Here is a 24,086-nt window from a genome sequence, read left to right as displayed (position 1 = left end):
CCTCATCCGAGACGGGCGAGGAGTCGCCGCAGCCAATCGGTGCGCGCGCGGAGCGACGCACGGCTGAGCTGCGCCTCCGGCACGAGCGCGTCGAATCCGTGGGCCCCGCCCGGCCAGACGTGCAGCTCGGCGTCGCCCCCGGCCGCCCAGATGCGTCGCGCGTAGTCGACATCCTCGTCGCGGAACGTCTCGGCGGACCCGACGTCGACGAACGTCGGAGGCAACCCCGAGAGGTCGTCGGCGCGCGCCGGGGCGGCGTAGGCGGGGACGGGGTCGATCCCGGCGAGGTAGGCACGCCACGCCGTGGCGTTGGCGCCGCGGTCCCACGCGCCGATCCCCGCCATCTGCAGTGACGATGCGGATTCGTTGCGGTCGTCGAGCATCGGACAGAGGAGCATCTGACCGGCGGGTACGGGGCCGCGCCGGTCACGGCTGAGCAGCGTCACAGCCGCGGCGAGGCCTCCGCCCGCGCTGACGCCGCCGACGACGATGCGCTGTGGATCGAGTCCGAGGGAGGGGGCCTCGCCGGCGAGCCACACCAGCCCCGTGTAGACGTCCTCGACCGCCGCCGGGTACGGGTGCTCGGGCGCGAGGCGGTAGTCGACCGCTGCGACGGCGAAGCCCGCGGCGGACGCCCACCGAGCCACCGCCGGCAGATCGTCGTAGGGGGTTCCGACGACCAGGCCGCCCCCGTGCACGTGATAGAGCACGGGGACGGGGGCGGCGGCCTCGGTGGGGCGCAGCAGGACGATCTCCACCGACTCCCGTCCGGTGAGATCGGCGCGGAGGACCCGCACCTCGAGCTCGCCGTCGAGGCTCAGGGCCTCGGCATCCGGGCGTATGCTGCGCGTGCGCAGCGCCGGGATCTCATCGTCGGCGAGCCCGGTCACGACGTCGTCGCGCGTGGCGAGAGCGTATCCGACCTCCGGGTCGAACGGCGGTGGGGTGGGCATGTCAGCCTTTCAGGGAGCCCTGCAGCAGCGCCGAGACGAACTGCCGCTGGAAGATCAGGAAGACGATGAGGGTCGGGGTGAGAATCAGCAGCGAGCCCGCGCACAGGAGCGGGATGTCGGTGCCCCACTGGCCCTGGAAGGCGCCGAGCGCGCCGGCCATGGTCCGCTTCGTCGGGTCGTCGACGAGGACGATCGCGAGGAGGAACTGGTTCCACGTCCACAGGAACAGCAGGATGCTGAGCGAGGACAGCGCCGGCAGCGACAGCGGCACGTGGATCTTCCAGAACAGCTGCCATGTCGTCGCGCCGTCCATGCGCGCGGCCTCGGAGAGGTCGTTCGGCATGTTGATGAAGTGCGCGCGCATCCAGGTGACCGCGAACGGCATGAACAGCCCGATGAGCGGCAGGATGATGGCCCAGCGGGTGTTGAGGAGCCCCATGTCGCGGATCTGGTAGTACAGCGGCACGATGATGCCCTCGAAGGGGAGGGTGAGCCCGAGGATGAACACGACGAACACGACGCGTCCGCCGGCGGGCTTGAGGTGCCCCAGCGCGAAGCCGGCGAGGGTGGCGATCAGGACAGCGATCGGGACGACGCCGAGCTCGATCAACACGCTCGACCAGAGCAGCGCCGGCATGTTCGCAGACTGGAACGCGAGGAGGAAGTTCTCCCAGTGCGGCCGCTCGGGCAGGCTCAGCCCGTTGGGGTACGTGCCCGGCTCGTGCAGGGCGGTGATGAACAGGCTCACGAACGGGACGATCGTGACCAGCATGAAGACGATGATGAGAACCCGTCCGAGGACGCGCTCCCGTGTGGAGACGATCATCCTTCCCTCGCTCGGAGAAGGCGCTGCAGCGGGAGCACGACGATGAGGACGAGCACCATCAGCGTGATGCCGAGAGCGGAGGCCGTCCCGATGTCGCGCTGGAAGAACGCGAGGTAGTAGATCTGCAGACCGGGGACGAGCGTGCTGTCGCCGGGCCCGCCCTGGGTGGAGATGTAGATGATGTCGAAGCTCGCGAGTGCCGAGATGACGGTGATCGTCACGGCGACCGCGATCTCCTGGCGGAGGCTCGGGAGAGTGATGGACACGAACTCGCGGACGGGACCCGCGCCGTCGATGCGTGCGGCCTCGTAGAGGTTCGGGTCGATCTTCGTCATCCCTGCGAGGAGCAGAAGGAGGCAGAAGCCGAACTGCACCCACGCCCCGATGACGCCGACCGCGGGGAGGGCGGTGGAGAAGTCGCCGAGCCACGCACGGGTCACTCCCTCGAGGTCGATGAGGCGCAGGAGCTGGTTCACCATGCCGTTGGAAGACAGCAGCCAGGTCCACATGATGCCCGCCGCGACCAGCGGAATCACCTGGGGGAGGAACAGGACGGTGCGCGAGACGCCCGCGAGCTTCGTTGCCGCGATCGCGCGGATGATGTTCGCCGCGAACAGTGCGAGGGTCACCGGGATGATGCTGAAGTACAGGATCAGCTCGAAGGCGTTGAGGATCGAGCCGGTGAGCTTCGGGTCGGTGAAGACCTGGACGTAGTTGGACAGCCCGGCCCACGTGGCGGGGGTGATGCCGTCCCAGTCGTACAGGGAGTACTGCGCCGTGCGCCCGATGGGGAGCAGGACGAACGCGGCGTAGAAGACGGCGGCGGGGAGTACGAGGAGGTACACTCCCGCCGCCGTCCGCAGCCGCCGGGACCGGCGACCGCCCGCCACGCGTCCGGGGGTCGTGGGGGCTGCGTTTCGGGCCGCAGCCCCCCGCGTGGAGGTTGTCATTCGTCAGTCGCCGATTTCCTGCTCGTAGTCGGCCTGGACGTTGCTGAGCACGGTCGCGGCGTCTTCTTCGCCGGCGGCCAGGCGCTGGACGTTGGGGGTCCAGCTCTGCGCGTAGATCGCACCGGTGGCGTTGGCGATGAAGTCCATCGCACCGTTGACCTCGTTGATCGTGTTGCCGGCGGCGAGGGTCGCCGCGGTAACCGACTCGGGGTCGACCTCGGGCATGAAGGCGTCAGCCGGGCCCATCGGGTGGCTGCCGCCGACCTCGACGGTGATGGTGCGGGCCTCTTCGTCGGTGGCGATCCAGTCGAGGAAGAAGGCCGCGCAGTCGGGGTTCTCCGCGCCGGCGGCGATCCCGTAGGTGAGCGGTGCCGACATGGCGCCCATCTGCTCGCTGCCCTCGAGCGGCGGGACCAGGAAGAAGCCGGCGTTTCCGGGCATCTGCGCGTCGAGGTTGCCCGACTCCCAGTCGCCGCTGAAGACGAAGAGGCTTTCGCCGCCGATGAAGCGGCTCATCATCTGCGAGTAGTCCAGGGAGTTGATGTCGTCCGCGAAGTAGCCGGCGTCGATCCAGCCCTGGAGGTGCTCGGCGGCCGCGAGGGTCTCCGGCGTGTCGATCGTCGCGCCGGGCGCCTGGAAGATCCACTCGTTGATCGGGGCGGTCGGACCGTAGGAGGCCATGAGGCCCTGCAGCGGGAACAGCAGGCCGCCGGTCGCACCGCCGTTGAACTGCGCGATCGGGGTGATCCCGGCATCCTTCGCCGCCTGCAGGTAGCCGTCGAACTCCTCGAGCGTGGCGGGCGCCTCGGTCATGCCGATCTGCTCGGCGAGCTCCTTGTTGTAGAAGACGCCGGTCATCGAGAAGTTCAGCCCCATGCCGTAGAGGGGTCCGCTTCCTCGGCGGCCCTCGTCGTCGACGCGCAGCTGCTCCAGCTGCGACTCGGGCCACTCGGTCCATCCGTACGCCTCGGCGTAGGGATCGAGGTCGAGCAGGAGCCCGCCTTCGGTGAGCGCCGACATCTGCGGCAGACGCATGAGGTCCGGCGGCGAATCCTGCAGCACGCGCGGGGCGTTCTGCGTGATCACGGCGAACTGGTCTTCGCGGATGTCGAAGGTGACGTTGGGGTACTGCGCCGTGAACGCGGTGGCGAGCTCTTTCGGCAGCGGGAAGCCGGTCTCGATGTACATGTCGAGGACGACGTCCTCCGTGCCGCATCCGGCGGTCGGGTCGATGTCGGCCGAGCCGGTCGGTGCGCTCTGGCCGCCTCCGGGAGGGGCGCAGGCGGTGAGGGCGAGGAGGGCGCCGACGCCGACGGCGGAGAGGGACAGCATGCGGCGGTGCGGGATTCGAGACATCGATGTCTCCCTTTCGAGCTGTGGGGACGGTGTTCGGGTGTGTGCTGCAGTGATTGCTAAATCGCGTTAGCAAAGTCATCTTGCGCCGCTCGCGGCTGATTGTCAACTCCTTTCGGATGAATGGATCGTCGCGCCCTGTCGCTAGGATTCTCGCGACAGGGAGGGGCGTGGATGCACAAGCGGGTCACGCTCGCCGACGTGGCGAACGCCGCGGGAGTCTCGCGGACGACCGCCTCCCTCGTGCTGTCGGACCGCGGCGACGAGCTGCGGATCTCGGAGGCGTCGCAGCAGCGGGTACGGCGGGTCGCTGCCGAACTCGGCTATCGGCCCAACGTCATCTCCACCAACCTCCGCAGCGGATCGAGTCAGACGATCGGGTTCATCTCCGACACCGTGGCGACCTCGCAGCTCGCCGGGGACATGATCAAGGGGGCCCTGGAGCACGCGCACCGCAACGGCTACATGCTGTTCATCGGTGAGACCGAGGGCGACCTCGACGAAGAGCGTCGTCTCGTGCAGGCGATGGTCGACCGACAGGTGGACGGGCTCATCGTCGCGTCGATGTTCACACTCGAGCGCTCGGTTCCCGCCGGTATCGACCCCGGCGCTGTCGTTCTGCTGAACGCCCTTCCCGAGGCGCCGGCGGATGCCGTGATCCCCGACGAGTACGCCGCCGGGCGAGCAGCGGTCGAGACGCTTCTCGCACGCGGGCACACCAGGGTGCATCTTCTCGGGGCCGGGCCCGGGCGCACCGATGTCCCCGGTCAGACCGTCGCGGGGAGCGAGCGTCTGGGCGGCATCCTCGACGCGCTGTCGGATGCCGGGTTGGAGCCCGCGAGTGGACGCCTGGCCCGGGTCTGGCTCCCCGAGGACGGCTTCGCGGCGATGCGGGACCTCCTCGACACCGGAGTCCGCGGGGAGGCGGTGATCGCGTTCAACGACCGTCTCGCCTTCGGCGCGTATCAAGCCGTGCAGGAGGCCGGGCTGCGGATTCCGGACGACTTCTCGATCATCTCCTTCGACGATCATCAGCTCGCCGGGTGGCTGCATCCGGCGCTCACCACATTCGCGCTGCCGCACTACGACCTGGGCAGGCGTGCCGTGGAGATCCTGCTCGCGCGCGCCGATACCCGCCGGGAGCCCGCGGTCGAGCGGTTGCCCATGCCCCTGCGCGTGCGCGGATCGGTGGCCGCGCCGCGGGCGTAGCCTGGTGGGGTGACCGATCTGCGCTTCTCCCACGAGACCGACGCGTCGCGCTACACCCTCCATCGCGGTGGCGACCTCGTCAGCGTCCTGGATTACCGCGACGACGGACGCACCGTCGCCCTGACGCGCGCGTACACCGTTCCTACCTTCCGCGGCCACGGGTACGCCGCCGAGGTCGTCGACCGAGCGGTGGCCGAGATCGAGGGTCTCGGCGACCGTCGGGTCTCTCCGGTGTGCTGGTATGTCGCCGACTGGTTCGCCGCCCACCCGGAGCGAGCGGCCATCCTGGCCGACCGGCGCTCGGCCTGACGCTCGGTCCGTCGCTGTTCGCGCCCTATGCTGGCGGCGTGAACCTGGAAGAGGTCTTCGTCGCGGTCGCCATCGCGTTCGAACTCATCGGCGCGACGGCCATGGTGATCGGGTTCGTCGTCGCCCTCGTGCTCGGCATCCGTACCCTCGCCCGGGGTGACGGCGGGCAGGCGGCCTTCATGACCCTGCGCACGACCCTCGGCGGAGCGATCCTCCTCGGGCTCGAGGTGCTGGTCGCCGCCGACCTCATCCGCACCATCACCTCCAAGCCGTCGATGGAGGATGCACTGATCCTGGGGATCATCGTCCTCATCCGAACGGTGCTGTCGATGTCGATCCAGATTGAGATCGAAGGCACTTTGCCCTGGCGTCGCGCGCTCCTCACCTCGGGCGCGGCGGTCGTCGGCCGCGAGATCGCTCGTGACCGCGATCAGGCGGCGATGAAGCGCGATGCGCCGGAGCGCACCTGAGGGGTGTTGTCAAGCCCGTGGATCGTCGACGCCGCGGTGTGAGGCTGGTGCGCAGACGAGAGGAGTGCGCCATGAGCACGACAGGCAACGAGTTCGAACAGCCGGGAGTGAACTACCCCGACCGCAACGACGCCGACGGCGCCGAGGAGACCCCGGGGGCCGCCGACGCAGAGCGCGACGCAAGCCCCACCGACATCGGAGACGACGGCGCGAGCCACGAGGCCGTCGGGATCGGTGTCGTCGGCGGTGCCGATCACCACGGACAGGATGCCGACCGTGACACGCTCACCGTCGGTGAGGCGCAACGGAAGAACGGCTTGGGCGATGCCGCCGAGCAGAGGTTGCCGGCGATGTCGCAGAACAACGCCGACGACGTGGCGAAGGTCTCCGGGATCGTCGCGCAGACCCGATCCGACATCGGCACCGGCTCGTTCGACGAGATCCGGCACGTGCTCGCGCAGCGGCTGGAGCAGACCGGCATCGCGCTTCCGGACGACGAGGTGGATGAGCTCGTCCGTCAGATCTCCACCGGGGACGCCGCGGCCCCCGACCGTCCCTGACGGAGGACTCAGGCGGCGCCGCGCGACCCGTAGAGGCCGACACGGTCCGGGATGTCGAAGTGGACCGCCGGAAGCCACGACGCCGGGTCGGGCCATGGGCGGGAGGCCGGAAGGCTGCGGAGTCGCCGACGGAGCGCGGCCGCCGACCCCTCGATGGGCAGCACGCGCGCCGGGGCCCGATGGGCGAGTGCTCCGAGCCACCAGTGCTTCCACTCGCCCTCGACGGAACCGGGGGAGGCGACGACGTAGTAGTCGGGCATGAACGCCGTGCCCGCGTCGAACAGGGCCAGAAGCGCCTCCACCTCGACTTCGAGCGTGCCCAGGGTGGCACGCTCCTGGAACAGTTCCACCCACGCGGCGGCGACATGCTCGAGCGGATCGGCATCGTGGACGACGTAGGGCTGGGGTCTGGTCGCGATCGCGAGGGCCGCGTCGGATGGATCCTGCCCGCGAAGGGAGAGCGCGGCAACGGCGGGGAGATCGGAGATCCCCTCGAGAAGCTCGTTGCGGTCGCATCCGACGACGGCGACGACGGTGGACCGGGCTGCGGAGTCGGAAGAAGGCGCCATGGTCCACGATAGGACGCCGGGTGTTTCGCCCGGGTATCGACTCGGCGACGATCCGCGGAGTGATCGCCGGGGCGTCGGGTGCGACGGTGCGGCAGTCGTCCGGCGTGGGGGAGTCCGGCCCCGCCTCCATCCCAGCGGGATAGCGTTGAGCGAGTGACGCTGAACCATATCCGACGGGGAGAGGGCAGCCCACTGCTCCTCGTGCATGGCCTGGGCGCAGGGTGGCGATCCTGGGCCCCGCTCCTCGATCGGCTGGCCGAGCACCGTGAGATCATCGCGGTCGACCTGCCGGGCTTCGGCGAGACCCCACGCGGGGCCGGCGAGGTCTCGATCGCCACGCTCGCCGACTCCGTCGCGGACTTCATCCACGACCAGGGGCTGGACGGGGTCTCCACCGCCGGTCAGTCGATGGGCGGCCGGATCGTGCTCGAGCTCGCGCGGCGTGGGGTCGGCGGCGACACCGTGGCGTTGGATCCGGGCGGCTTCTGGAACCATCGCGAGCTCGTCGTCTTCGGAGCAACTTTACGGCCGTCGATCGCTCTGGTCCGAGCGATGCGCGGGATGCTGCCAGCCCTCCTGGGCAACCCCGTCGGCAGGACTCTGCTGCTGGCGCAGTTGTCGGCGCGGCCCTGGGCGCTCTCGCCCGAGACCGTGCTGCCGGACGTGCGCGGACTGGCCGATTCGCCGGCGACCGGTGACGCCCTGAACGCCCTCACGAAAGGACCCGTGCAAGAGGGCGCGCCTGCCGGGACGGTCCCCGGCCGAGTCACGATCGGGTGGGGGAGGCGCGATCTGGTGACCGTTCCCCGCCAGGCCTCTCGGGCTGCGGAACTGTTCCCCGATGCCGTGCTGCACTGGTTCGAGGGCTGCGGCCATTTTCCGCAGTGGGACGCCCCCGACGAGGCGACGAGACTCATTCTCGACCGCACCCGCTAGGGCGTCTGGGTGTCTGCCCGGCGATCGAGATGGTCGAGGCAGGCAGATTCGTTTACGGTCGGCTGCATGACCGGTTCGACCGCTGAATGGAATGATTCCGGGTGGCACACCGCGGCTCGTGACTTCGTTCCCGCGTCACATCGCCATCTGCCCATGCTGCGCGTCTATCTGCCCTTCATCGACCGCGACGGCAACGTCGTGCGATGGTCCGAGTACGTCGACGTCGAGGAGCACTCCGCATCGCTCGACTGGTTCGAAGCGACCCGTCACCTCTTGGGCGACAACCCGGGCATCAGCGACCTGGACTCATGCAAGGGCGAATTGGACGCGCCGACCGCGCAGGCGCTTCGCGATGCCATCGGCGATCTGCCGCTGCGATGCCTTCGGTGGGTTGGATATGGCGAGGTGCCCACTTCCCCCACGGTTCGCGTGTTCGGGGAGGACTATTTCGAAGCCGATCTCCTGGCCGTCGACGTGAAAGCCGAGCGCCGCATCCCGGAGTTCGCCTGGGATCCCGACGGGAGGCTGGCGTGGGGCGGCCGACTCTACCCCGATTCCCTCATCGTCGCCGCTGAGCTGTCCACCTTCCGGCAGCTCCGTAACGACCCGCGCTTGGACTCCGTGTCGGTTCGTGCCGATCGAGATGAGCTGCCCGCCAGCGCGGGAGATTGAGACGTCACGAGCATCGTCATGGCCCACGGGAGAGTCGACGCCGCGTCCGACGAAGAGCGGGATGGCCGGCGGCAGGCGTGAGAGGACCTCGCGGCGGCGACCGCGGGTGGTCGAGGGCTACTCGTACCAGAGTTCGTCCGACTCGAGCCAGCTCTCGAATTCGCCGTCGGTCCAGGCCTCGCCCGATTCGACGGCGATTCTGACGAGATCTCCGGACTCGTCTGCGATCACGCAGTGCTGTTCGCCGTTCCGGAGGGCTTCGAACGTCATCGGCACGCTCACGAGCCATGTCCCATCCGATCGCTGTGCGACGCGGGCGTGGGACACGTCGGCTGCAACGGTCCCGATCTCGGCGTCGCCGACGCATTCCTCGGCGAGCTCCTCTTGCGGGGTGGCTGAGATCTGGCTGCCAACGGTCGCCGACGGGGAGGGGGAGGGTAAGCCCACCGCATCGTCTGTAGGCACGCAACCGCTCAGGGACAGCGCCCCGACAACGGCGAGTGCGACCTTCGTGCCGACTCGGATCCGTGAGAGCGCGCTCTGGATTACCTCGACGTGATCCACACCGCGATCCTATGAGCGACCAGGGTCCGCCTGCGTGAGCCTCAGTCGCGGAGAATGCGAATTGCGAACGGATGGTGTCGCGTTGAGCGGTCTTCTTGCGGGCTCCGCCCGAAAGGTCTTTAATTCACTTGAAGATTCGGACTTGAATGTCGGAGGTCGTCGCTAGTATTCGAACATGAATACGAGCCGGTTGATCGAGTTCAGCGAGGAAGAGCTCGCGGAGCTCGACGAGGTCGCGCAGTACGCGGAGGCGATGACCCCGGCGCTGGGGGCGATGGAGGTCGGCAACGTCCGCAATCAGGCCCGGGCGGGTGCGATCGCGGAGCGGGCGGCGCGGCGTCAGTCGGCGTCGGTGCGGTCGCAGGAGATGGTGTACCGCTCGGTCGCAGCGGAGCTTGCCGGGGTGACCTTCACTACCGACCGGTCGATGCAGGCGCAGATCAACCAGGCGATGGAGTGGGTCGAGTGCTACCCCGCGACGCTTTCGGCGTGGGAGGCGGGGCGGATCACCCGCGGCCACGCGACGGCGGTGTTGCGGTGCGGGACGGTTCTGCCGCGGGATGCGCGGGCGGAGTTCGACGCCGCTGCGGCGGAATTGTGTGTGGGGCAGAGCGTCGGGAGGGTGAAGGACCGTCTCGACCACCTCGCGCAGGAGCTGCACCCCCGCACGTTGGCGGAGCGGCACCGGGACGCGCGATGCGAACGCCGTGTCGGGTCGATCCCCGTCGGCGATGGAATGTCGGATGTCATCGCCCGCGTCCCCGCGATCCTCGCCGCAGCGATCGATGACCGGCTCAACGAGCAGGCCTCCACCATCATCGACGCCGACCCCGACGGCAGAACCCGCGACCAGATCCGCGCGGACATTCTCTGCGACATGCTCCTCACCGGCTCACCCCTCGCCGACCCCACCATCGATGGAGACGGCAACGGCACCCTGGGGATGATCCGCGCGAAAGTACAGGTCGTCGTGCCGGCATTGACGCTCCTTGGGAAAGACGACGATCCCGCGAACGACACCACCACCGCCGATCTTGTCGGGTCGGCACCGATCGACCCGGCCACCGCCCGCGCACTCGCCGGCGCCGTCGCGACCTGGGAGCGTCTCGTGGTGCACCCGGTGTCGGGGCAGGTGCTGTGCACCGACTCCTACCGTCGAACCGCGTCGATGGCCAGGTTCCTGAAGGCCCGGGACCGGCACTGCCGATTCCCCGGATGCCGCCGGCCCGCGATCCGCTGCGAACTCGACCACACCTTCGACTTCGCCCTCGGCGGGCCCACAGACATCCGAAACCTCTGCCACCTGTGTCAACGACACCACTCGATGAAGCAATTCACCTCGTGGGGTGTCCGACAACTCGGCGGCGGGGTCCTCGAATGGACCTCCCCCACCGGGAGGGTCTACATCGACGCCCCACCGGCGCCACTCGTGCGATTCATGCCGTCGGGAGGTGGAGCACCACCCCCGGACGGGAGCGGCGGCGCCCCACCGCCCGACCCCGCACCCTTCTGACGCAGACCGTCCGGTTACCGAACGATCGCGCAGGTGCCTCAAGGCCCCCAGAGTGAGACACGGACGTTCGGCGCGCCGTAGATCGCTGTCGTCGCTATCAGCGGTGCACGTCGGTGACCCCAGGTCGATGACCACCGCGCGGCCGCCCGGGCCGTCATGGACGGCAATTTACCGCAGGCTGATGTGTGTTGATTTGCCTAACCGGCAGTACCAATGTGGCATCCGTCGGCTTCACTTCTGATCGCATGGATAGAACGCCTGCTACTTGGCATGCAGAGGTAGGCCGAGCAGAGGAGACCTCCGATGGAAGATGAGGGAGGTCAGATCGAGTGGAATAGCTCAGGGGTGGGGCGTGCCCTGACTCTTCCTTCTTGGACGCGTGCTTGGGGCAGGATGCCGACCATGCGGTCTACCGAGGGCGACGGCGCGGGCGTGTCGACCGGACGCGGGGCCGGAACCACCCCCACGTGAGGGACAGAGCCGTGACTCCCATGAGCGAGAAGAAGACCGTCGTCGCCCAAACTCCTGACAGCGCCGCGACAACAGCTGCAGAGAGCATTACGACTCCGGCAAGCATCAGCGCCCACATAGCGATTCGCGGGACCATGGTTCTCAGCATGCCAGTGTGATCGATGCGATCCGCCCGGCGCGGGGGCGGGCGTCCAAGCTCGACGATCGGCGGCCTGGGTCGGGCAGATCCGCGGTAGTCCGCGTCTGTTAGCGTCGCGGGATGCGGCCCTGGAGGAACTCCGTCATCTACTGGGCGGGACCGCCTTTCCCGTTGCTCGTGATGCAGCTGGTGCTGTGGCTCGCCCTGGGCGGGGTCTGGACATGGGCGGCCGTGCACAACCCCGACGCTTGGCGAGTCGTCCTGAGCGTCGGGTCCATCGGACTGGCGGTGTTGTGGTCGATCACGACCGTCGCGGTGATTCGCTATCGGAAGAAATGGCGTGCGCGATAGGTGCGAGGCGACCCGTCGGTGAGTTGCAGCAGCCGGGCGGCATCCGATCCCCTCCCCGTCGAACGGGTCTAGGTTGGACCCGATGTCCACATCCGCCTCCACCGCCCCTTCGACCCTGTCGATTCCGCTGACGAACCCCCAGCGGTGGCGGGCGTTCTGGGTGTGCGTGTCGGTCGCGGCCATCACGATCCTCGATCTCACCAAGGTCAACGTCGCGGTTCCATCGATCGAAGCCTCTCTCGGCGCCGACCCCACCGCGCTGCAGCTCGTCGTCTCGGGCTACGTGCTGACCTTCGGCCTCGCGCTCGTGCCGTTCGGCCGGATCGGCGACCAGTGGTCGCGGCGCGGCCTGTTCATCATCGGTCTGGCGCTGTTCACGCTCGCGAGCGCGGTGTGCGCCCTCGCGCCCGATCCGACGACGCTCATGATCGGACGTCTCGTGCAGGGCATCGCCGCCGGCATCCAGATGCCGCAGGTGATCGGAACGATCCAGCAGCTCTTCCAGGGCAAAGAGCGCGGGCGGGCGTTCGGTCTCTTCGGTGCGACCATCGGCATCTCCACGGCCTTCGGGCCGACCCTCGGCGGACTCCTCATCGCCCTCGGCGGCCCCGAAGACGGCTGGCGCTGGATCTTCTGGATGAACGTGCCGCTCTGCCTCGCCGCGATCGGTCTGGCGATCTGGGTGCTCCCGAGCGTCCGCAAACGCGACGGCACGCGCATCGAGCTCGACCCCGTGGGGGTGTTCCTCTTCGCCATCGTCGTCATCTCACTGATGTGGCCGTTCCTCTTCACGACCGGCTCGCCCGACGACAACCCGGCGCGATGGTGGGCGCTCGCCCTCTTCGCCGTTTTCGGGGTGCTCTTTTTCCTCTGGGAGCGCCGGTATGCCGCGAGCGGGCGCGCGCCGCTCGTGCCGTTCGGTCTCTTCCGCATCGCGTCCTACCGGAACGGCACGCTCATCGCCGCGTCGTACTTCACCGCTGCGCCCGCGCTGTTCCTGCTCACCACACTGTTCCTCCAGCTCGGCCTCGGGCTCGAGCCGGTCTTCGCCGGCATGGTCGGCATCGGCTTCGCGGTCATCAGTGCGGTCGGATCGTGGGTCGGCGGCAATCTCGTCAACCGCTTCGGACGCCCGCTGGTCGTCATCGGCCTCGCGATCATCCTGGTCGCGGTGATCGCGCTCGCCGTCGTGGCGTTCTTCCTGCCGCCCGAGATCGCGCCGTACGCGATGGCCGGGGTGATGGCTGTCGGCGGTCTCGGCGGCGGTCTGGTCATCGCCCCGAACCAGACGCTCGCGCTCGCCGACATCCCGGTCCGCGACGGCGGCCTCGCCGGATCGGTCGGCCAGCTCGGCCAGCGCATCGGGTCGGCGGTGGGCACCGCGGTCGGACTGTCGCTGTTCTACTCGACGATCTACCGCGAGGTCGGCAACGGCACCCCGACCCTGTCGACCTACCACGACGCCTACGCGTTCGGCATGGGCGCGGTGGTGCTGTTCCTCCTGATCGCCCTCGTGCTCGGCATCCTCGACATCTTCTCGCGCCGTCGCGAGCCGGATGCCGAGCCCGCCGCGTCCGCGAAGACCGAGTCCGCCGGCGTGGAGGGAACCTCCCGCTGAGCGGTTCATCGACGGGCGCGGCCTGCCGAACGAGTGATGTCGGAGGACGCGTCTACCGTGGAAACATGCGCATCCTGCACACCTCCGACTGGCACATCGGGCGCTCGTTCCACGGGCACTCGACGCTGGAGGCGTTGCGCGGCGTGCTCGAGCGTCTGGTCGCGCAGGTGCGCGATAACGACGTCGACCTCGTGCTCGTCGCCGGCGACGTGTTCGATTCGGCAGCGCCGTCCGCGGCCTGCTACCCGATCCTGAGCGACACGCTCCTCGCCCTCCGCGAGACGGGTGCAACGGTCGTCGTGACCAGTGGCAACCATGACTCGGCCGCGCGGCTGGGCTTCCAGTCCGCCCTCCTGCGCGACGGCATCCACGTCCTGACCGATCCGGCCGCGGTCGGCACCCCGATCACGGTCAGCGACGCTGCCGGTCCGGTCCACGTGTACGGCATTCCCTACCTCGAGCCGGCGCTCGTGCGCCATGTGTGGTCCGGGGTTCCGATGCGCTCCCAACACGATGCGCTCACCCACGCGATGGCGCTGATCCGAGCCGATCACGCCGCGCGCGGCGGCCGTGCGGTCGTGATGTCGCACTGCTTCGCGGCCGGCGTCGAGGCGACGCCCGGTGTCGAGCGCGAGATCCGCCAGGGAAGCCTCGATGTGGTCCCGGTGTCAGTCTTCGACGACGTCGACTACGTCGCACTCGGGCACATCCACGGTCGTCAGACGCTCGCCGATCGCGTGCGATACGCCGGTGCGCCCCTGCACTACAGCTTCGGCGAGCAGGACAAGCCGCGTGGCTCGTGGCTCGTCGACCTCGACGACGGCGGATTCTCGACGGCAGAATGGCTCGAGCTGCCGATCCCGCGCCGTCTGGTCACGGTGCGCGGTCCGCTCGACGAACTCCTCACCGATGAGCGGTTCGCGGATGCCGAGAACGCCTGGGTCTGCGCGCAGTACACCGACCAGACGCCGCAGATCGACCCGATGCGGCGGCTGCAACAGCGCTTCCCGCATTGCGCGACCGTGATGCACACCCCTGACGTCCCGCGGGTCAGCGACGAGCGCTCCTACGCGCAGCGGGTGCGGCACGCCCGGTCGGATGCCGAGCTCATCGACGCCTTCCTGGTCCACGTGCGCGAGGGCGAAGGGGCCGACGAGCGCGAGCGCGAACTCATCCGCGAGGTCCTCGACGACCACGCCCTCACCGAGGCACGGTCGTGAAGCTCCACCGGCTCGAGCTCACCGGGTTCGGTCCGTTCCGCGACACCCAGATCGTCGACTTCGACGCGTTCGAGACCGACGGGATCTTCCTCATCGCCGGCCGCACCGGCGCGGGCAAGTCGAGTGTGCTCGACGGCGTGTGCTTCGGGCTCTACGGCGGTGTCCCGCGGTACGAGGGCTCCGAGCGGCGCCTGCGCAGCGACCACTGCGACCCCGCCGACCCCACCCGTGTGGTGGTGGAGTTCACCGCGGGTGACACCCGTTGGCGCGTGACGCGCTCGCCCGAGTACGACCGGCCGAAGCAGCGCGGCACGGGGATGACCACCGAGCCGCACCGCGCCCAGCTCGAGGAGTGGATCGACGGCGAATGGATCGGCCGCGCCGCCCGCCCCGTCGACGTCGCGCGCGACCTCGATGAGATCCTGGGGCTCAGCCAGCAGCAGTTCCTCCAGGTGATCCTCCTGGCGCAGAACCGATTCGCCGAGTTCCTCCTCGCCAAGAACGACGACCGTCAGCGCCTCCTCCGGCGTCTGTTCGGCACGCGCACCTACGAGGGCTACCAGTCCGCGCTCGACGAGCGTCGGCGCGCCGCCGAGGCGCACGTCACATCCGCCGGCGAGGGTGTGCAGATGCTCCTCGCCGAAGCAGAGGCGATGCTCGCCACCGATGGTCTCGAGGGGGCCGATGGTGAGGCGAGTGACCCGGACGGAGCGCGAGCGGAGATCGGGGAAGGGGCGCCGCTCGAGTCTCGCATCGCCGCCGTCGGGCGCGGCGTCGACCGCGCGGCCTACCGGGCCGAGAGCCTCCGGCGGGAGAGCGACGCGGCCGAGGAGGCGCACCGCTCCGCCGACCGTGCGCACACCGATCTCGTCGCCCTGCGAGATGCGCAGGGCGAGCGCGCTCGGGCCCGCGCGGCGCTCGCGGCGCGCGAAGCCGAGTGCTCCGCGATCGACGCGGACCGCGCGGTGCTCGCCGCCGCGCGTGAGGCGGAGGAACTGCGTCCCGTGCTCGAGGCGGAAGCCGCCGCCGAGGTGGCGCTGGCCACGGCGCACCGGGCGGAGGATGAGGCCCTCACGCAGTGGCGGGTGACCGCCGAAGCGGACGACGCCGATCATCCACGGAATCCCGCAGTGGACGAGCTCGCGGCCATCATCGACGCGGCGACGGCCGCGGCCGCCGTCGCCGATGCCGCCCGCGGTGTCGAGCGCGATCTCGAGCGGTGGCGCGCCGAGCTCGACGGCATCTCGGCGCGGGTTAGGGCCGGCGAGGTCGCGCAGGCGGACCTGGAGGCGCAGGCCGCTGCGCTTCCGCTCGAACTCGCAGCGCTCGACCACGACCTCGCCGTGGCGCGGGACGCGGCCGGAGGGCGGGATGCCGCGCGGCAGCGGGTGGCCGATCTCGAGTCGCGGCGGATGGCCGCGCAGGAGGTCGTCCGAGAGGAGGTGCTGCTTCGCGACGCCGAGGCGGCATACCTCGCGCGGACGACGGCGCACGACAGCGCACGGACGGCGGTGACCGCGCTGCTCCAGCGTCGACTGGCCGGCTACGCCGGCGAACTCGCGAACGCGCTCACACCGGGTGAGCCGTGCGGTGTCTGCGGATCGATCGAGCACCCCTCGCCCGCGCGCCACGACGGCGAACCCGTCACTGATGACGAGATGCATGCGGCGGAGAGCGCGCGCGATGCCGCAGCCGCCGCCGAGCAGGAGGCGGCGCGACTCGCGACCGCCGCGCGCGAGCGTGTCGCTGCGGCGCGCGAGCGCGCGGGCGGCGAGTCCGAAGAGGCCCTGACCGCCACGCTGACCGCGGCCCGCTCCATAGCCGCAGACGCGGATGCGGCGGCCGTACGCCGCGAAGAACTCGTCGAGCGTCGTGCCCAGCTGGCGGCGAAGGTCACTGACGTCGCCGCGGAGCGCGACCAGGTGCGGCTGCGCCTGTCGGCGGAGCGCGAGCGTGCGGCATCCGTCCGCGCAGAGATCGGTGCCGCCGAGCAAACAGTCGATCGAGCCCGCGGAGGCTACGCGACCGTCGCCGCCTGCCAGGAGGCCGCCGAGACCCGCCGGGGGGCGGCGGAGGCGCTGCGGCGCGCACGAGAGGAGACCGCGCGGGCCCGCGCGGCACGGGAGCAGGCCACCGCGCACACCGCCACGGCGCTGGAGCCGACACGGTTCGCAGACCCTCTCGACGCGGCCGGCGCCCTGCGTGACCGCGCGACGCGCGGACAGCTCGAGACCCGCATCACCGACCACGACGTGGCGCTCCGCACCGAACGCGACCGCGTCCGCGAATGGGAGCTGAAGCTCGCCGGCGTCGACGACGAGCCGGTCGACGTCGAGGCCGCCGCCGTGGCGGCCGCCGCCGCGCGCGACGCGTGGAGCGCGGCGGTGGAGGCCGCAGCGAGGGCCGCGCAGCGCGCCGCGCACCTCGGCGAGCTGGCCACCCGTGCCGGTGACGCGCAGCGGAAGATCGGCGACCTCGCGGCGGAGGCCGCGGCGGTGACGCGCCTCGCCCACACCGTCGCCGGGCGAGCACCGAACACGCATCGGATGACTCTCGAGTCCTTCGTCCTCGCCGCCGAGCTCGAGGAGATCGTCGCCGCAGCCAACCTCCGTCTCGACGAGATGTCCGCCGGTCGGTACCGCCTCCAGCACAGCGACGCCCTCGCGGCGCGGGGTGCGGCATCCGGACTCGGCCTGCAGATCCTTGACGCGCACACGGGACGCCCGCGCCCGGCATCCTCGCTGTCCGGCGGTGAGACCTTCCTCGCGTCCCTCGCGCTCGCGCTCGGGCTCGCCGAGGTCGTCACCGCGCGCGCCGGCGGCGTGCGGCTCGACACCCTCTTCATCGACGAGGGCTTCGGGTCGCTCGACGACGAGACGCTCGACCTCGCGATGCGCACCCTCGATGGACTCCGCCAGGGCGGACGCACCGTCGGCCTCATCAGTCACGTCGCCGCGATGAAGGAGCAGATTCCCGCCCAGCTGCTCGTCGAAGCCACGGCGCAGGGCCCGAGCGTCATCCGCCAAGACGTCGCCGTTCCGGCCCCGGGCTAAGCTCGAACCCATGAACAAGAGCACGCTGTGGACGATCCTCGGGGTCATCGTGGCCGTCATCATCGCGTGGGTGCTCGTCGACGTGCTCTTCTCGGTGCTGTGGTTCATCGGCAAGCTCGTTATCGTCGCCATCGTCGCGGCGATCGTCTTCTTCATCATCCGCGGCGCCTTCTCCCGCCGCGAGTGACGTCGCGCGCTCGCTCGCGGGTGCCGAGCGCAGCCAGTCGCCGCGTCACGAGGTGAGCTCGCACCGCCGGATCTGCGGTAAGGCCGATCGCGATATCGAGACAACGGTTCCGGTCGTCCTGGTCGCCTCGTCTGATTGCCAGATCGGCTCGGCAGACCCAGTATGGCTGGTGTTGTCGGACGGCGACCTCCGGTAACCCGCCCAGCAGTTCACCGGCCTCGGCGACCAGCCCCGCGCGCAGCATCGCTCCTGCAGCCCCGATCGTGGCCCCGAGCGACGGAGCGGAGTGGAGCAGCCCCCGGTACAGGGTGAGGATGGCGTCGATGTCTACGGGTACTTCGTCGGCGCGCGAGGAATGTATGGCACTGATGGCCGCCTCCAGCTGAAACCGTCCGGGGCGTCCGGCCGCGGACGCGCGCCGTAGACACTCGTCGGCTCGTCGACGGAGGGGTGTCGACCACAGCGCGATGTCCTGATCCTCCAGAGGGATGAAGACACCCGCGACGAGGCGTGCCGGGCGCCTGCTCTCGGTGTGGAGAAGGAGGGCGAGGAGGCCCCACACTTCCGGCTCACCGGGTATCGCCTCGGCGAGCACCTCAGCAAGACGGATCGCCTCGCCCCGGAGAGCATCGTCGCGCTCGTCCCCGGTCGCCCACACTGCGTCGCCGGCGCCGTACGCCGCGTAGACCGCCTGGAGCACCGCGTTCAGGCGGCGCGGCAGATCCTCGGGGTCGGGGTGGTGGTATCGGATACCCGCGTCGCGGATCTTCGCCTTGGCTCGGCTCAGTCGCTGCCCCATCGTCGACGGGGGAACGAGGTAGACGCTCGCGATGCGAGCGGCGTCGAGCCCGAGCACAGCCTGCAGCATCAGCGGTGCGTGCAGGCGGGCGTCGATCGCCGGGTGTGCGCACACCAGGAGAAGCGTCAACCGATCGTCGACCTGCGGCTCTGGAGTGGCCTCGGCAGCCTCGAGATCGGTGAACTCCTCGGGGTCCACGACTATGGTGCGGGTCGCACGGGTGAGGGCGGTACGGGCGTTGTTGCGGGCGGCGACGCGCAACCACGCCTCCGGTGACGAGGGAACGCCTCGATCTCGCCACGCGGAGACGGCGGCCAGGAAAGCCGCCGCCACCGCGTCTTCGGCGAGTTGCAGGTCTCCCGTCATCCGGAACACCCAGCCGACGAGCCGCCCGAAGAAGGCGCGATGGGCCTCGTCGAGCGCGGCGTCAGCGGATGCGCGACTCATTCCATGGGAGGGATCAGCGGGCGCACCTCGACCGTGCCGCGCACCGCGGCGGGGCAGCGGGCGGCCCAGTCCATCGCGCTGTCGAGGTCCGGCACATCGATCAAGAAGATGCCCCCCAGCGACTCTTTCACGTCGGCGAACGGGCCGTCCTGAACGTGCACCGTGCCCCCACGAAGTGTCAGCGTCGTCGATGTCTCTGGGGGCTGGAGACCTGCGGCGGCGCTCATCACCCCGCTCTCGCGCAACGCGGTGACATAGCCGGACCACGACGCCCAGTAACGCGCGGCGCGGTCCGGATCGGTGCGGTCTGCGAAGTCCTCAGCGGACTCATTGGCAAGAATCGCGTACTGCATCGTTGCTCCCTGCATCGTCTTCCTGGTGGTCGCATCAGTGACTGGGTGCGGGCACCAGAGGAGAGCCAGTCTCCAGCATCGTCTTCAATCCCGACAGGATCAGCGCCCATCCGCGCTCGATGTCGCGGGCGGTCTCCGTGTCGGGCAGGCCGTCATGCCGCAGAGTGAGGTGAGTGAGCCCGGGAACACCCATGGCAGCGGGGCTGAGCTCGTACGTCACGACACTCTCGGGAAGCAGGGCGACATCGTCGTTCCAGCGGCCGCGGAACGTCATGCTCAAGCGCGTGTTCTCGACCACGTCGCGCAGCTCCCCGGTGATGACAGATGCCTCGCCGAGGCGGTACTCGTACGAGGCGCCGGGACTCAGCTCGTCGAAGTGCGCCGCGAAGCCGAAGTAGTAGCCCGAGCTGGAATCGCGCGCGGTGAGCGCCTCCCACACCTGTTCCGGCGTCGCGGCGATGACGGTCTGAAGCTTCTGAATCGACATGGTGGTCTCCTTCTCTGGTGGCACGAACCGCTCGTGTCACCAGAGAGACCATCGGCCTTCCACCGTTTCGACATTCGGAGGAGAACATCGTCAGGTCATGCGGTAGCCGACGCCGCGAACGGTCTCGATGACGTCGCTGCCGAGCTTCTGGCGAAGATACCCGACGTACACGTCGGCGACGTTGGAGCCCGGATCGAAGTCGTACCCCCACACCCGACTGAGGAGCTGCTCGCGGCTGAGCACCTGACCGGCGTGCCGCACGAACTCCTCCGCGAGGGCGAACTCGCGCGCCGACAGCTCGACCGACTGGCCCGCGACATGCGCCCGGCGGGTACGGATGTCGAGGGCGATGTCGCCGTGCACGAGCTCGTCCTTCGGGGCGGCGTCGTCCCGGCGCATGCGCAGGCGGATCCGCGCGACCAGTTCGTCGAAACGGAAGGGCTTGCCGAGATAGTCGTCGGCGCCTCCCTCGAGCCCCGCAACGGTGTCTTCGAGCTCGACGCGCGCGGTCAGCATGATCACCGGCATCCGGGAGCCGGACCCGCGGAGGTTCTCGAGCACCGCGAAGCCATCCATGCCGGGCAGATTCACGTCGAGGACGAGGAGATCGAACTCACCGGTCAGGGCCAGTTCGAGTGCGTCCGTGCCGGTCGCGGCGACGCGGGTGGCGAAGCCGGCGGAACGCAGGCCTTTGTCGATGAAGCCCGAGATCCGGGCCTCGTCTTCGGCGATGAGAATCGATGCCATGGCTGTTCTTTCAGGGGGCGGTCGGGGCGGAGACGGAAGCGGGCGGCGTCGACGACGGTGTGGACGGGGGAGGGGGCGGAAGGTCGGGGCGGGGGGGGATCACGAGCCCTTCAGGCACGCTGAGGCGACTGCTCGACAGGGGGACCGAGATGATGAAGACCGCCCCTCCGTCGGGGGCATCGGTCACCCGCGCCGCGCCGCTGTGGGCGCGCGCGATGACCTGGACGATGTTCAGCCCGAGGCCGCTGCCCGCGGCATCCGTATCGGACCCTCGGTGGAAGCGGTCGAACACGCGCTCCTTCTCGTCGTCGGCGACACCCGGCCCGAAATCGCGTACCGACAGCTCCCAGCGGTCGTCGACGACGGCGCTGGAGATGACGAGGCGACCCCCGCCGTGTGTGACGGCATTCTGTGCAAGCTGCAGCGCCGCCTGGGTGATCCGGGCGGGATCGAGCGCGGTGACGACCTCGGCGATCGGTCCCGACTCGACCTCGGCGCCGGTGATGCCCTCGCTCTTGCGGATGATCTGCCGCACGAGATCGGCGGCATCGACCTCCTCGGACTTCACGGGCGCGGGCCCGTGGAGGGCGGCGGAGGCCGCGAGATCCTGCACGAGCCGCGCCATGCGCTCGAGCTCGTCGACGACGAGGTCTCGCGTCTCGCGCACATCCCGGGGGTCATCGGGATCGAGCACCTCGAGGTTGCCGCGCACGATCGTCAGCGGGGTCTTCAGCTCGTGCCCGACGTCGCTGAGCAGTCGCCGCTGTGACTCGAGGGCATCGTCGATGCGGTCGAGCATGTCGTTCATCGTCTCGGCGAGCTCGGAGACGTCGTCTCGTCCGTGGATCGGGATGCGTTCGGTCACCGACTGCCCCGACACGCGTTCGGCGGTGTCGCGCATCTGGCGGATCGGGCGCAGCAGCCGAGTGGTCACGAGCGCGGCCGCGCCGGCGATGACCGCGATGGTGATGGCGGACGCGATCACCCAGACCTGCGCCGACTGCTGGACCTCCGCGAGCTCGGCGGTGAGGTCGTAGGCGAGCACGAACGTCCCGTCGTCGCCGTCCCCGACGGAGATCGGGGTCGCGAGGTATCGCCAGAGGACGTCGTTCTCGGCGTAGGTGCCGATCACGGGATCACCGGCGGCCGTTACCTCCGCGACGTGGAGGATGAACCCGGGCTGTGTCAGCAGGTCGACATCGAGCGCGACGCCGGGGACCAGCCGCGGGGCGCCGTTGATGAGGCCGACGGTGCCGGTGTTGTCGTCCGGCGCGGTGCGCTGTACGACGGCCGCCAGTGCCTCCGACGTCGAGGCCCAGGTACCCGCCCGGGGGTCGCCCTGCTCGACGAGGAACCGGGCGGTGTCGAGACCGCCCTGCAGGAGCGCGTCGACCTGCTGGAGGGTGCGCGCGCGTTCCTGCAGGAACACCGCGAACCCCACGGCGGTCACACCCAGCGCGGCGACGATCGTGATGACGGCGATGAGGCGCGTGCGCACCGAGAACGCCGGAAGGCCCCGGCGGCGTGCGGTTCTCGTGCGCGTCACGCGTTTCAGTATGGAGCCGCACGCGCTCGCGCCGGGTGAGCCTAAGAGAGGTCTCATCCCATCGGGCCGGCTCACGTGCTGGAATCGAGAGGTGTCCGCCCCGCTTCCCGATGAGCTGCTCCTGCGCGAGGCCCTGGAGATTCCGGATGCCGTGCCCGTCGCCCTCCGCACCCGTGAACCGCTCGGCGCGGGGACCGTGACCGGCTTCGAGGTGGTGGGCGCCGACGGACACCCGGCGACGTACTTCGTCGACACCTCGGGGCGCCGGGTCGCTCAGGAGACGGGACTCGCCACCGGAACGCCGGATGCCCCGGGCGAGCGCATCTGGCTCCACCCGCAGGATCCTCACCTTCCCGCGCTCGCCCCGGTCGCGTTCGGCGACGCCGCGCGCACCCTCCTCCGTCGCATCGGCCGCGATGCCATCGAGGCTCCCGAGCTCGTCGCCTACCGCCCCGGGCGGCGCGCGGTGTTCCGGGTCCTCTGCGGCGACGGCGTCCGCTGGGTCAAGGTGATCCGGCCCGAGCGGGTGGAACGGATCGTGGGGCTCCACGCCCTCCTCGCGGATGCCGCGCTGCACGTTCCGCAGATCGAAGCGTGGGCGGACGCCGGACTCCTGGTGCTCCCGCAGGCGCCGGGCCGGCCGGCCGTCGAGGTCGCTCCGCCGGCATCCGGTCTCCTCGACGAAGTCGACCGTTGGCGGGCGGCGATGGCGGGTGCTCCGCTCGAGAACCGTGCCCGGTCGGAGCTGCCCGAACGCGCCGCGTGGTACACCGCGCGCCTCGCGCAGCGCCTCACCCCGGACGCGGCGGAGCGCCTTCGGACCCACGCGGCCCGTGTGGCGCCGCTCGTCGGAGACGGAGGCGAGCGAACGGTCATCCACGGCGACCTGCACTTCGGACAGCTCTTCCTCGACGACGCCGGACGGATGTCGGGGGTCATCGACGTCGACACCGCCGGACGCGGTGCGGCCGCGGACGACAGTGCGGCCCTCATCTCGCACGCTCTCGCCAGCGCGGCGCTCGATCCCGGTGCACGCGGCGGATGGGCGTACGCGGTCGGAGTCGCCGCGCTCGCGCGCTGGGACGACGCCGCCGCCCACGTGCGGGAGCGCGTCGCTGTGCATCTGTGGGGGCACGCGCTCGGTGCCGACGGCATCGGCGACGTCGCGCGACGCGATGTGCTGCTGACGGTCGCGAAGGCGCTGCTGGCAGGTGAGGACGTCCCTAAGGACGGTCTCATGGACGCCTTCGATACGCCTTAGCGAAGACCCTCAGAGTGGAATCACCGCCGGTTCCCCCCGGACTGCGGCAGAGAGAGGACAGCATCATGAACACCAAGAAGAAGTGGATCGCCTACGGCGTCGCCGGCGCCCTGGGACTCACGATCGCCGGCGGTGCGGCCGCCGCCACCGCCGCCAACATGACCATGCGCACCACCGACGGGACCGTCGTCCCCGGCGGCTCGATCGAGGGCAACTCCGGTCAGCTCGGTGACACCGTGCAGATCCGGGCGACGCTCACGTCGGCGTCGATCCAGTCGTCGCCCTCGCCGACCCCGTCACCGACGATGAGCGCACCGTCGGTGCAGAGCTCGCCCTCCCCGGTGACGCCGCCCAGCGTTCCGTCGCCCGTGACGCCCCCGTCGCCCGTCACGCCCCCGTCGCCGGTGTCGCCGCCCTCGCCGGTGACGCCGCCCAGCCCGGCATCCGTCCCGTCGCCGGCCTCGGCGCCGTCGGCCGCGTCGAACTGACGCGCACCTGACCCCCACCGGAGACCCCGGAGTCC

The 24,086-nt window shown here is 70.0% G+C and carries 25 protein-coding genes; 14 read left to right on the top strand and 11 right to left on the bottom strand.

Going from position 1 to position 24,086, the window contains the following annotated elements:
• Positions 1-2: 2 nt before the first annotated feature.
• Genes ABXJ56_RS03570 through ABXJ56_RS03555 form a run of 4 tightly spaced genes read right to left on the bottom strand, consistent with a single transcriptional unit; the run spans position 3 to position 4,085 of the window.
• On the bottom strand, positions 3-953 hold the full coding sequence (locus ABXJ56_RS03570) for an alpha/beta hydrolase (RefSeq protein ID WP_353998347.1): 951 nt from the start codon (positions 951-953) through the stop codon (positions 3-5).
• A 1-nt stretch (position 954) separates the two neighbouring features.
• Positions 955-1,779: a carbohydrate ABC transporter permease gene (locus ABXJ56_RS03565; RefSeq protein WP_353998346.1), complete on the bottom strand. Its 825-nt coding sequence runs from the start codon at positions 1,777-1,779 to the stop codon at positions 955-957.
• Positions 1,776-2,729 carry a carbohydrate ABC transporter permease gene (locus ABXJ56_RS03560; protein WP_435404951.1) on the bottom strand — a complete coding sequence of 318 codons (954 nt, stop codon included), beginning with the start codon at positions 2,727-2,729 and terminating at the stop codon, positions 1,776-1,778. The genes ABXJ56_RS03565 and ABXJ56_RS03560 overlap by 4 nt, the downstream gene beginning before the upstream one ends.
• Positions 2,730-2,732: 3 nt before the next feature.
• On the bottom strand, positions 2,733-4,085 hold the full coding sequence (locus ABXJ56_RS03555; protein ID WP_353998344.1) for an ABC transporter substrate-binding protein: 1,353 nt from the start codon (positions 4,083-4,085) through the stop codon (positions 2,733-2,735).
• Positions 4,086-4,256: 171 nt separating this feature from the next.
• Here ABXJ56_RS03555 and ABXJ56_RS03550 point away from each other — a divergent pair, with 171 nt between their 5' ends.
• The 4 genes from ABXJ56_RS03550 (at position 4,257) to ABXJ56_RS03535 (ending at position 6,630) form a co-directional block, all read left to right on the top strand.
• Positions 4,257-5,291, top strand: coding sequence for a LacI family DNA-binding transcriptional regulator (locus tag ABXJ56_RS03550; protein WP_353998343.1), 1,035 nt, complete (start codon positions 4,257-4,259; stop codon positions 5,289-5,291).
• Between the two features lie 9 nt (positions 5,292-5,300).
• Positions 5,301-5,600 (top strand): GNAT family N-acetyltransferase, encoded by a 300-nt coding sequence (locus ABXJ56_RS03545; protein ID WP_353998342.1) that lies wholly within the window; start codon positions 5,301-5,303, stop codon positions 5,598-5,600.
• Positions 5,601-5,638: 38 nt separating this feature from the next.
• On the top strand, positions 5,639-6,070 hold the full coding sequence (locus tag ABXJ56_RS03540; RefSeq protein WP_353998341.1) for a DUF1622 domain-containing protein: 432 nt from the start codon (positions 5,639-5,641) through the stop codon (positions 6,068-6,070).
• A gap of 71 nt (positions 6,071-6,141) precedes the next feature.
• Positions 6,142-6,630 carry a hypothetical protein gene (locus ABXJ56_RS03535; protein WP_353998340.1) on the top strand — a complete coding sequence of 163 codons (489 nt, stop codon included), beginning with the start codon at positions 6,142-6,144 and terminating at the stop codon, positions 6,628-6,630.
• Between the two features lie 8 nt (positions 6,631-6,638).
• On the opposite strand, the gene ABXJ56_RS03530 is transcribed toward ABXJ56_RS03535, so the two are convergent.
• Positions 6,639-7,199 carry a hypothetical protein gene (locus tag ABXJ56_RS03530; RefSeq protein WP_353998339.1) on the bottom strand — a complete coding sequence of 187 codons (561 nt, stop codon included), beginning with the start codon at positions 7,197-7,199 and terminating at the stop codon, positions 6,639-6,641.
• A 153-nt stretch (positions 7,200-7,352) separates the two neighbouring features.
• Here ABXJ56_RS03530 and ABXJ56_RS03525 point away from each other — a divergent pair, with 153 nt between their 5' ends.
• The gene (locus ABXJ56_RS03525; RefSeq protein ID WP_353998338.1) at positions 7,353-8,135 is read left to right on the top strand and encodes an alpha/beta fold hydrolase; all 783 of its coding nucleotides are present in this window, start codon (positions 7,353-7,355) and stop codon (positions 8,133-8,135) included.
• 66 nt (positions 8,136-8,201) lie between these two features.
• Positions 8,202-8,807: a hypothetical protein gene (locus ABXJ56_RS03520; RefSeq protein WP_353998337.1), complete on the top strand. Its 606-nt coding sequence runs from the start codon at positions 8,202-8,204 to the stop codon at positions 8,805-8,807.
• Positions 8,808-8,924: 117 nt separating this feature from the next.
• Here ABXJ56_RS03520 and ABXJ56_RS03515 read toward each other — a convergent pair whose 3' ends face one another.
• Positions 8,925-9,371 (bottom strand): hypothetical protein, encoded by a 447-nt coding sequence (locus ABXJ56_RS03515; RefSeq protein WP_353998336.1) that lies wholly within the window; start codon positions 9,369-9,371, stop codon positions 8,925-8,927.
• 175 nt (positions 9,372-9,546) lie between these two features.
• On the opposite strand from ABXJ56_RS03515, the gene ABXJ56_RS03510 reads away from it, so the two are divergent.
• The 6 genes from ABXJ56_RS03510 (at position 9,547) to ABXJ56_RS03485 (ending at position 17,923) form a co-directional block, all read left to right on the top strand.
• Positions 9,547-10,884, top strand: a complete 1,338-nt coding sequence (locus tag ABXJ56_RS03510; protein WP_353998335.1) for an HNH endonuclease signature motif containing protein — start codon at positions 9,547-9,549, stop codon at positions 10,882-10,884.
• 730 nt (positions 10,885-11,614) lie between these two features.
• Positions 11,615-11,845 (top strand): hypothetical protein, encoded by a 231-nt coding sequence (locus tag ABXJ56_RS03505; protein ID WP_353998334.1) that lies wholly within the window; start codon positions 11,615-11,617, stop codon positions 11,843-11,845.
• An 82-nt stretch (positions 11,846-11,927) separates the two neighbouring features.
• Positions 11,928-13,463 (top strand): MFS transporter, encoded by a 1,536-nt coding sequence (locus ABXJ56_RS03500; protein WP_353998333.1) that lies wholly within the window; start codon positions 11,928-11,930, stop codon positions 13,461-13,463.
• Between the two features lie 65 nt (positions 13,464-13,528).
• Positions 13,529-14,683: an exonuclease SbcCD subunit D gene (locus tag ABXJ56_RS03495; protein WP_353998332.1), complete on the top strand. Its 1,155-nt coding sequence runs from the start codon at positions 13,529-13,531 to the stop codon at positions 14,681-14,683.
• Positions 14,680-17,736, top strand: coding sequence for an SMC family ATPase (locus tag ABXJ56_RS03490; RefSeq protein WP_353998331.1), 3,057 nt, complete (start codon positions 14,680-14,682; stop codon positions 17,734-17,736). The genes ABXJ56_RS03495 and ABXJ56_RS03490 overlap by 4 nt, the downstream gene beginning before the upstream one ends.
• Before the next feature lie 10 nt (positions 17,737-17,746).
• The gene (locus ABXJ56_RS03485) at positions 17,747-17,923 is read left to right on the top strand and encodes a hypothetical protein (protein WP_353998330.1); all 177 of its coding nucleotides are present in this window, start codon (positions 17,747-17,749) and stop codon (positions 17,921-17,923) included.
• On the opposite strand, the gene ABXJ56_RS03480 is transcribed toward ABXJ56_RS03485, so the two are convergent.
• From ABXJ56_RS03480 to ABXJ56_RS03460, 5 genes are all read right to left on the bottom strand, one after another.
• On the bottom strand, positions 17,892-19,169 hold the full coding sequence (locus tag ABXJ56_RS03480) for an RNA polymerase sigma factor (RefSeq protein ID WP_353998329.1): 1,278 nt from the start codon (positions 19,167-19,169) through the stop codon (positions 17,892-17,894). The two genes, ABXJ56_RS03485 and ABXJ56_RS03480, sit on opposite strands and share 32 nt — an antisense overlap.
• Positions 19,166-19,522, bottom strand: a complete 357-nt coding sequence (locus ABXJ56_RS03475) for a YciI family protein (protein ID WP_353998328.1) — start codon at positions 19,520-19,522, stop codon at positions 19,166-19,168. The genes ABXJ56_RS03480 and ABXJ56_RS03475 overlap by 4 nt, the downstream gene beginning before the upstream one ends.
• 34 nt (positions 19,523-19,556) lie before the next feature.
• On the bottom strand, positions 19,557-20,009 hold the full coding sequence (locus tag ABXJ56_RS03470; protein ID WP_353998327.1) for an SRPBCC domain-containing protein: 453 nt from the start codon (positions 20,007-20,009) through the stop codon (positions 19,557-19,559).
• Between the two features lie 90 nt (positions 20,010-20,099).
• Positions 20,100-20,756, bottom strand: a complete 657-nt coding sequence (locus ABXJ56_RS03465; RefSeq protein WP_353998326.1) for a response regulator transcription factor — start codon at positions 20,754-20,756, stop codon at positions 20,100-20,102.
• 10 nt (positions 20,757-20,766) lie between these two features.
• Positions 20,767-22,302: a sensor histidine kinase gene (locus tag ABXJ56_RS03460; protein ID WP_353998325.1), complete on the bottom strand. Its 1,536-nt coding sequence runs from the start codon at positions 22,300-22,302 to the stop codon at positions 20,767-20,769.
• 91 nt (positions 22,303-22,393) lie between these two features.
• Here ABXJ56_RS03460 and ABXJ56_RS03455 point away from each other — a divergent pair, with 91 nt between their 5' ends.
• Positions 22,394-23,563 carry a phosphotransferase gene (locus ABXJ56_RS03455; protein ID WP_353998324.1) on the top strand — a complete coding sequence of 390 codons (1,170 nt, stop codon included), beginning with the start codon at positions 22,394-22,396 and terminating at the stop codon, positions 23,561-23,563.
• Positions 23,564-23,628: 65 nt separating this feature from the next.
• Positions 23,629-24,051 carry a hypothetical protein gene (locus tag ABXJ56_RS03450; protein WP_353998323.1) on the top strand — a complete coding sequence of 141 codons (423 nt, stop codon included), beginning with the start codon at positions 23,629-23,631 and terminating at the stop codon, positions 24,049-24,051.
• Positions 24,052-24,086: the final 35 nt, after the last annotated feature.

The organism is Microbacterium aurantiacum, from assembly GCF_040532595.1.
GTDB lineage: Bacteria > Actinomycetota > Actinomycetes > Actinomycetales > Microbacteriaceae > Microbacterium > Microbacterium chocolatum_B.
Note: the sequence above shows the minus strand (reverse complement) of the source record. Positions and strands in the feature narration are given on the sequence as shown.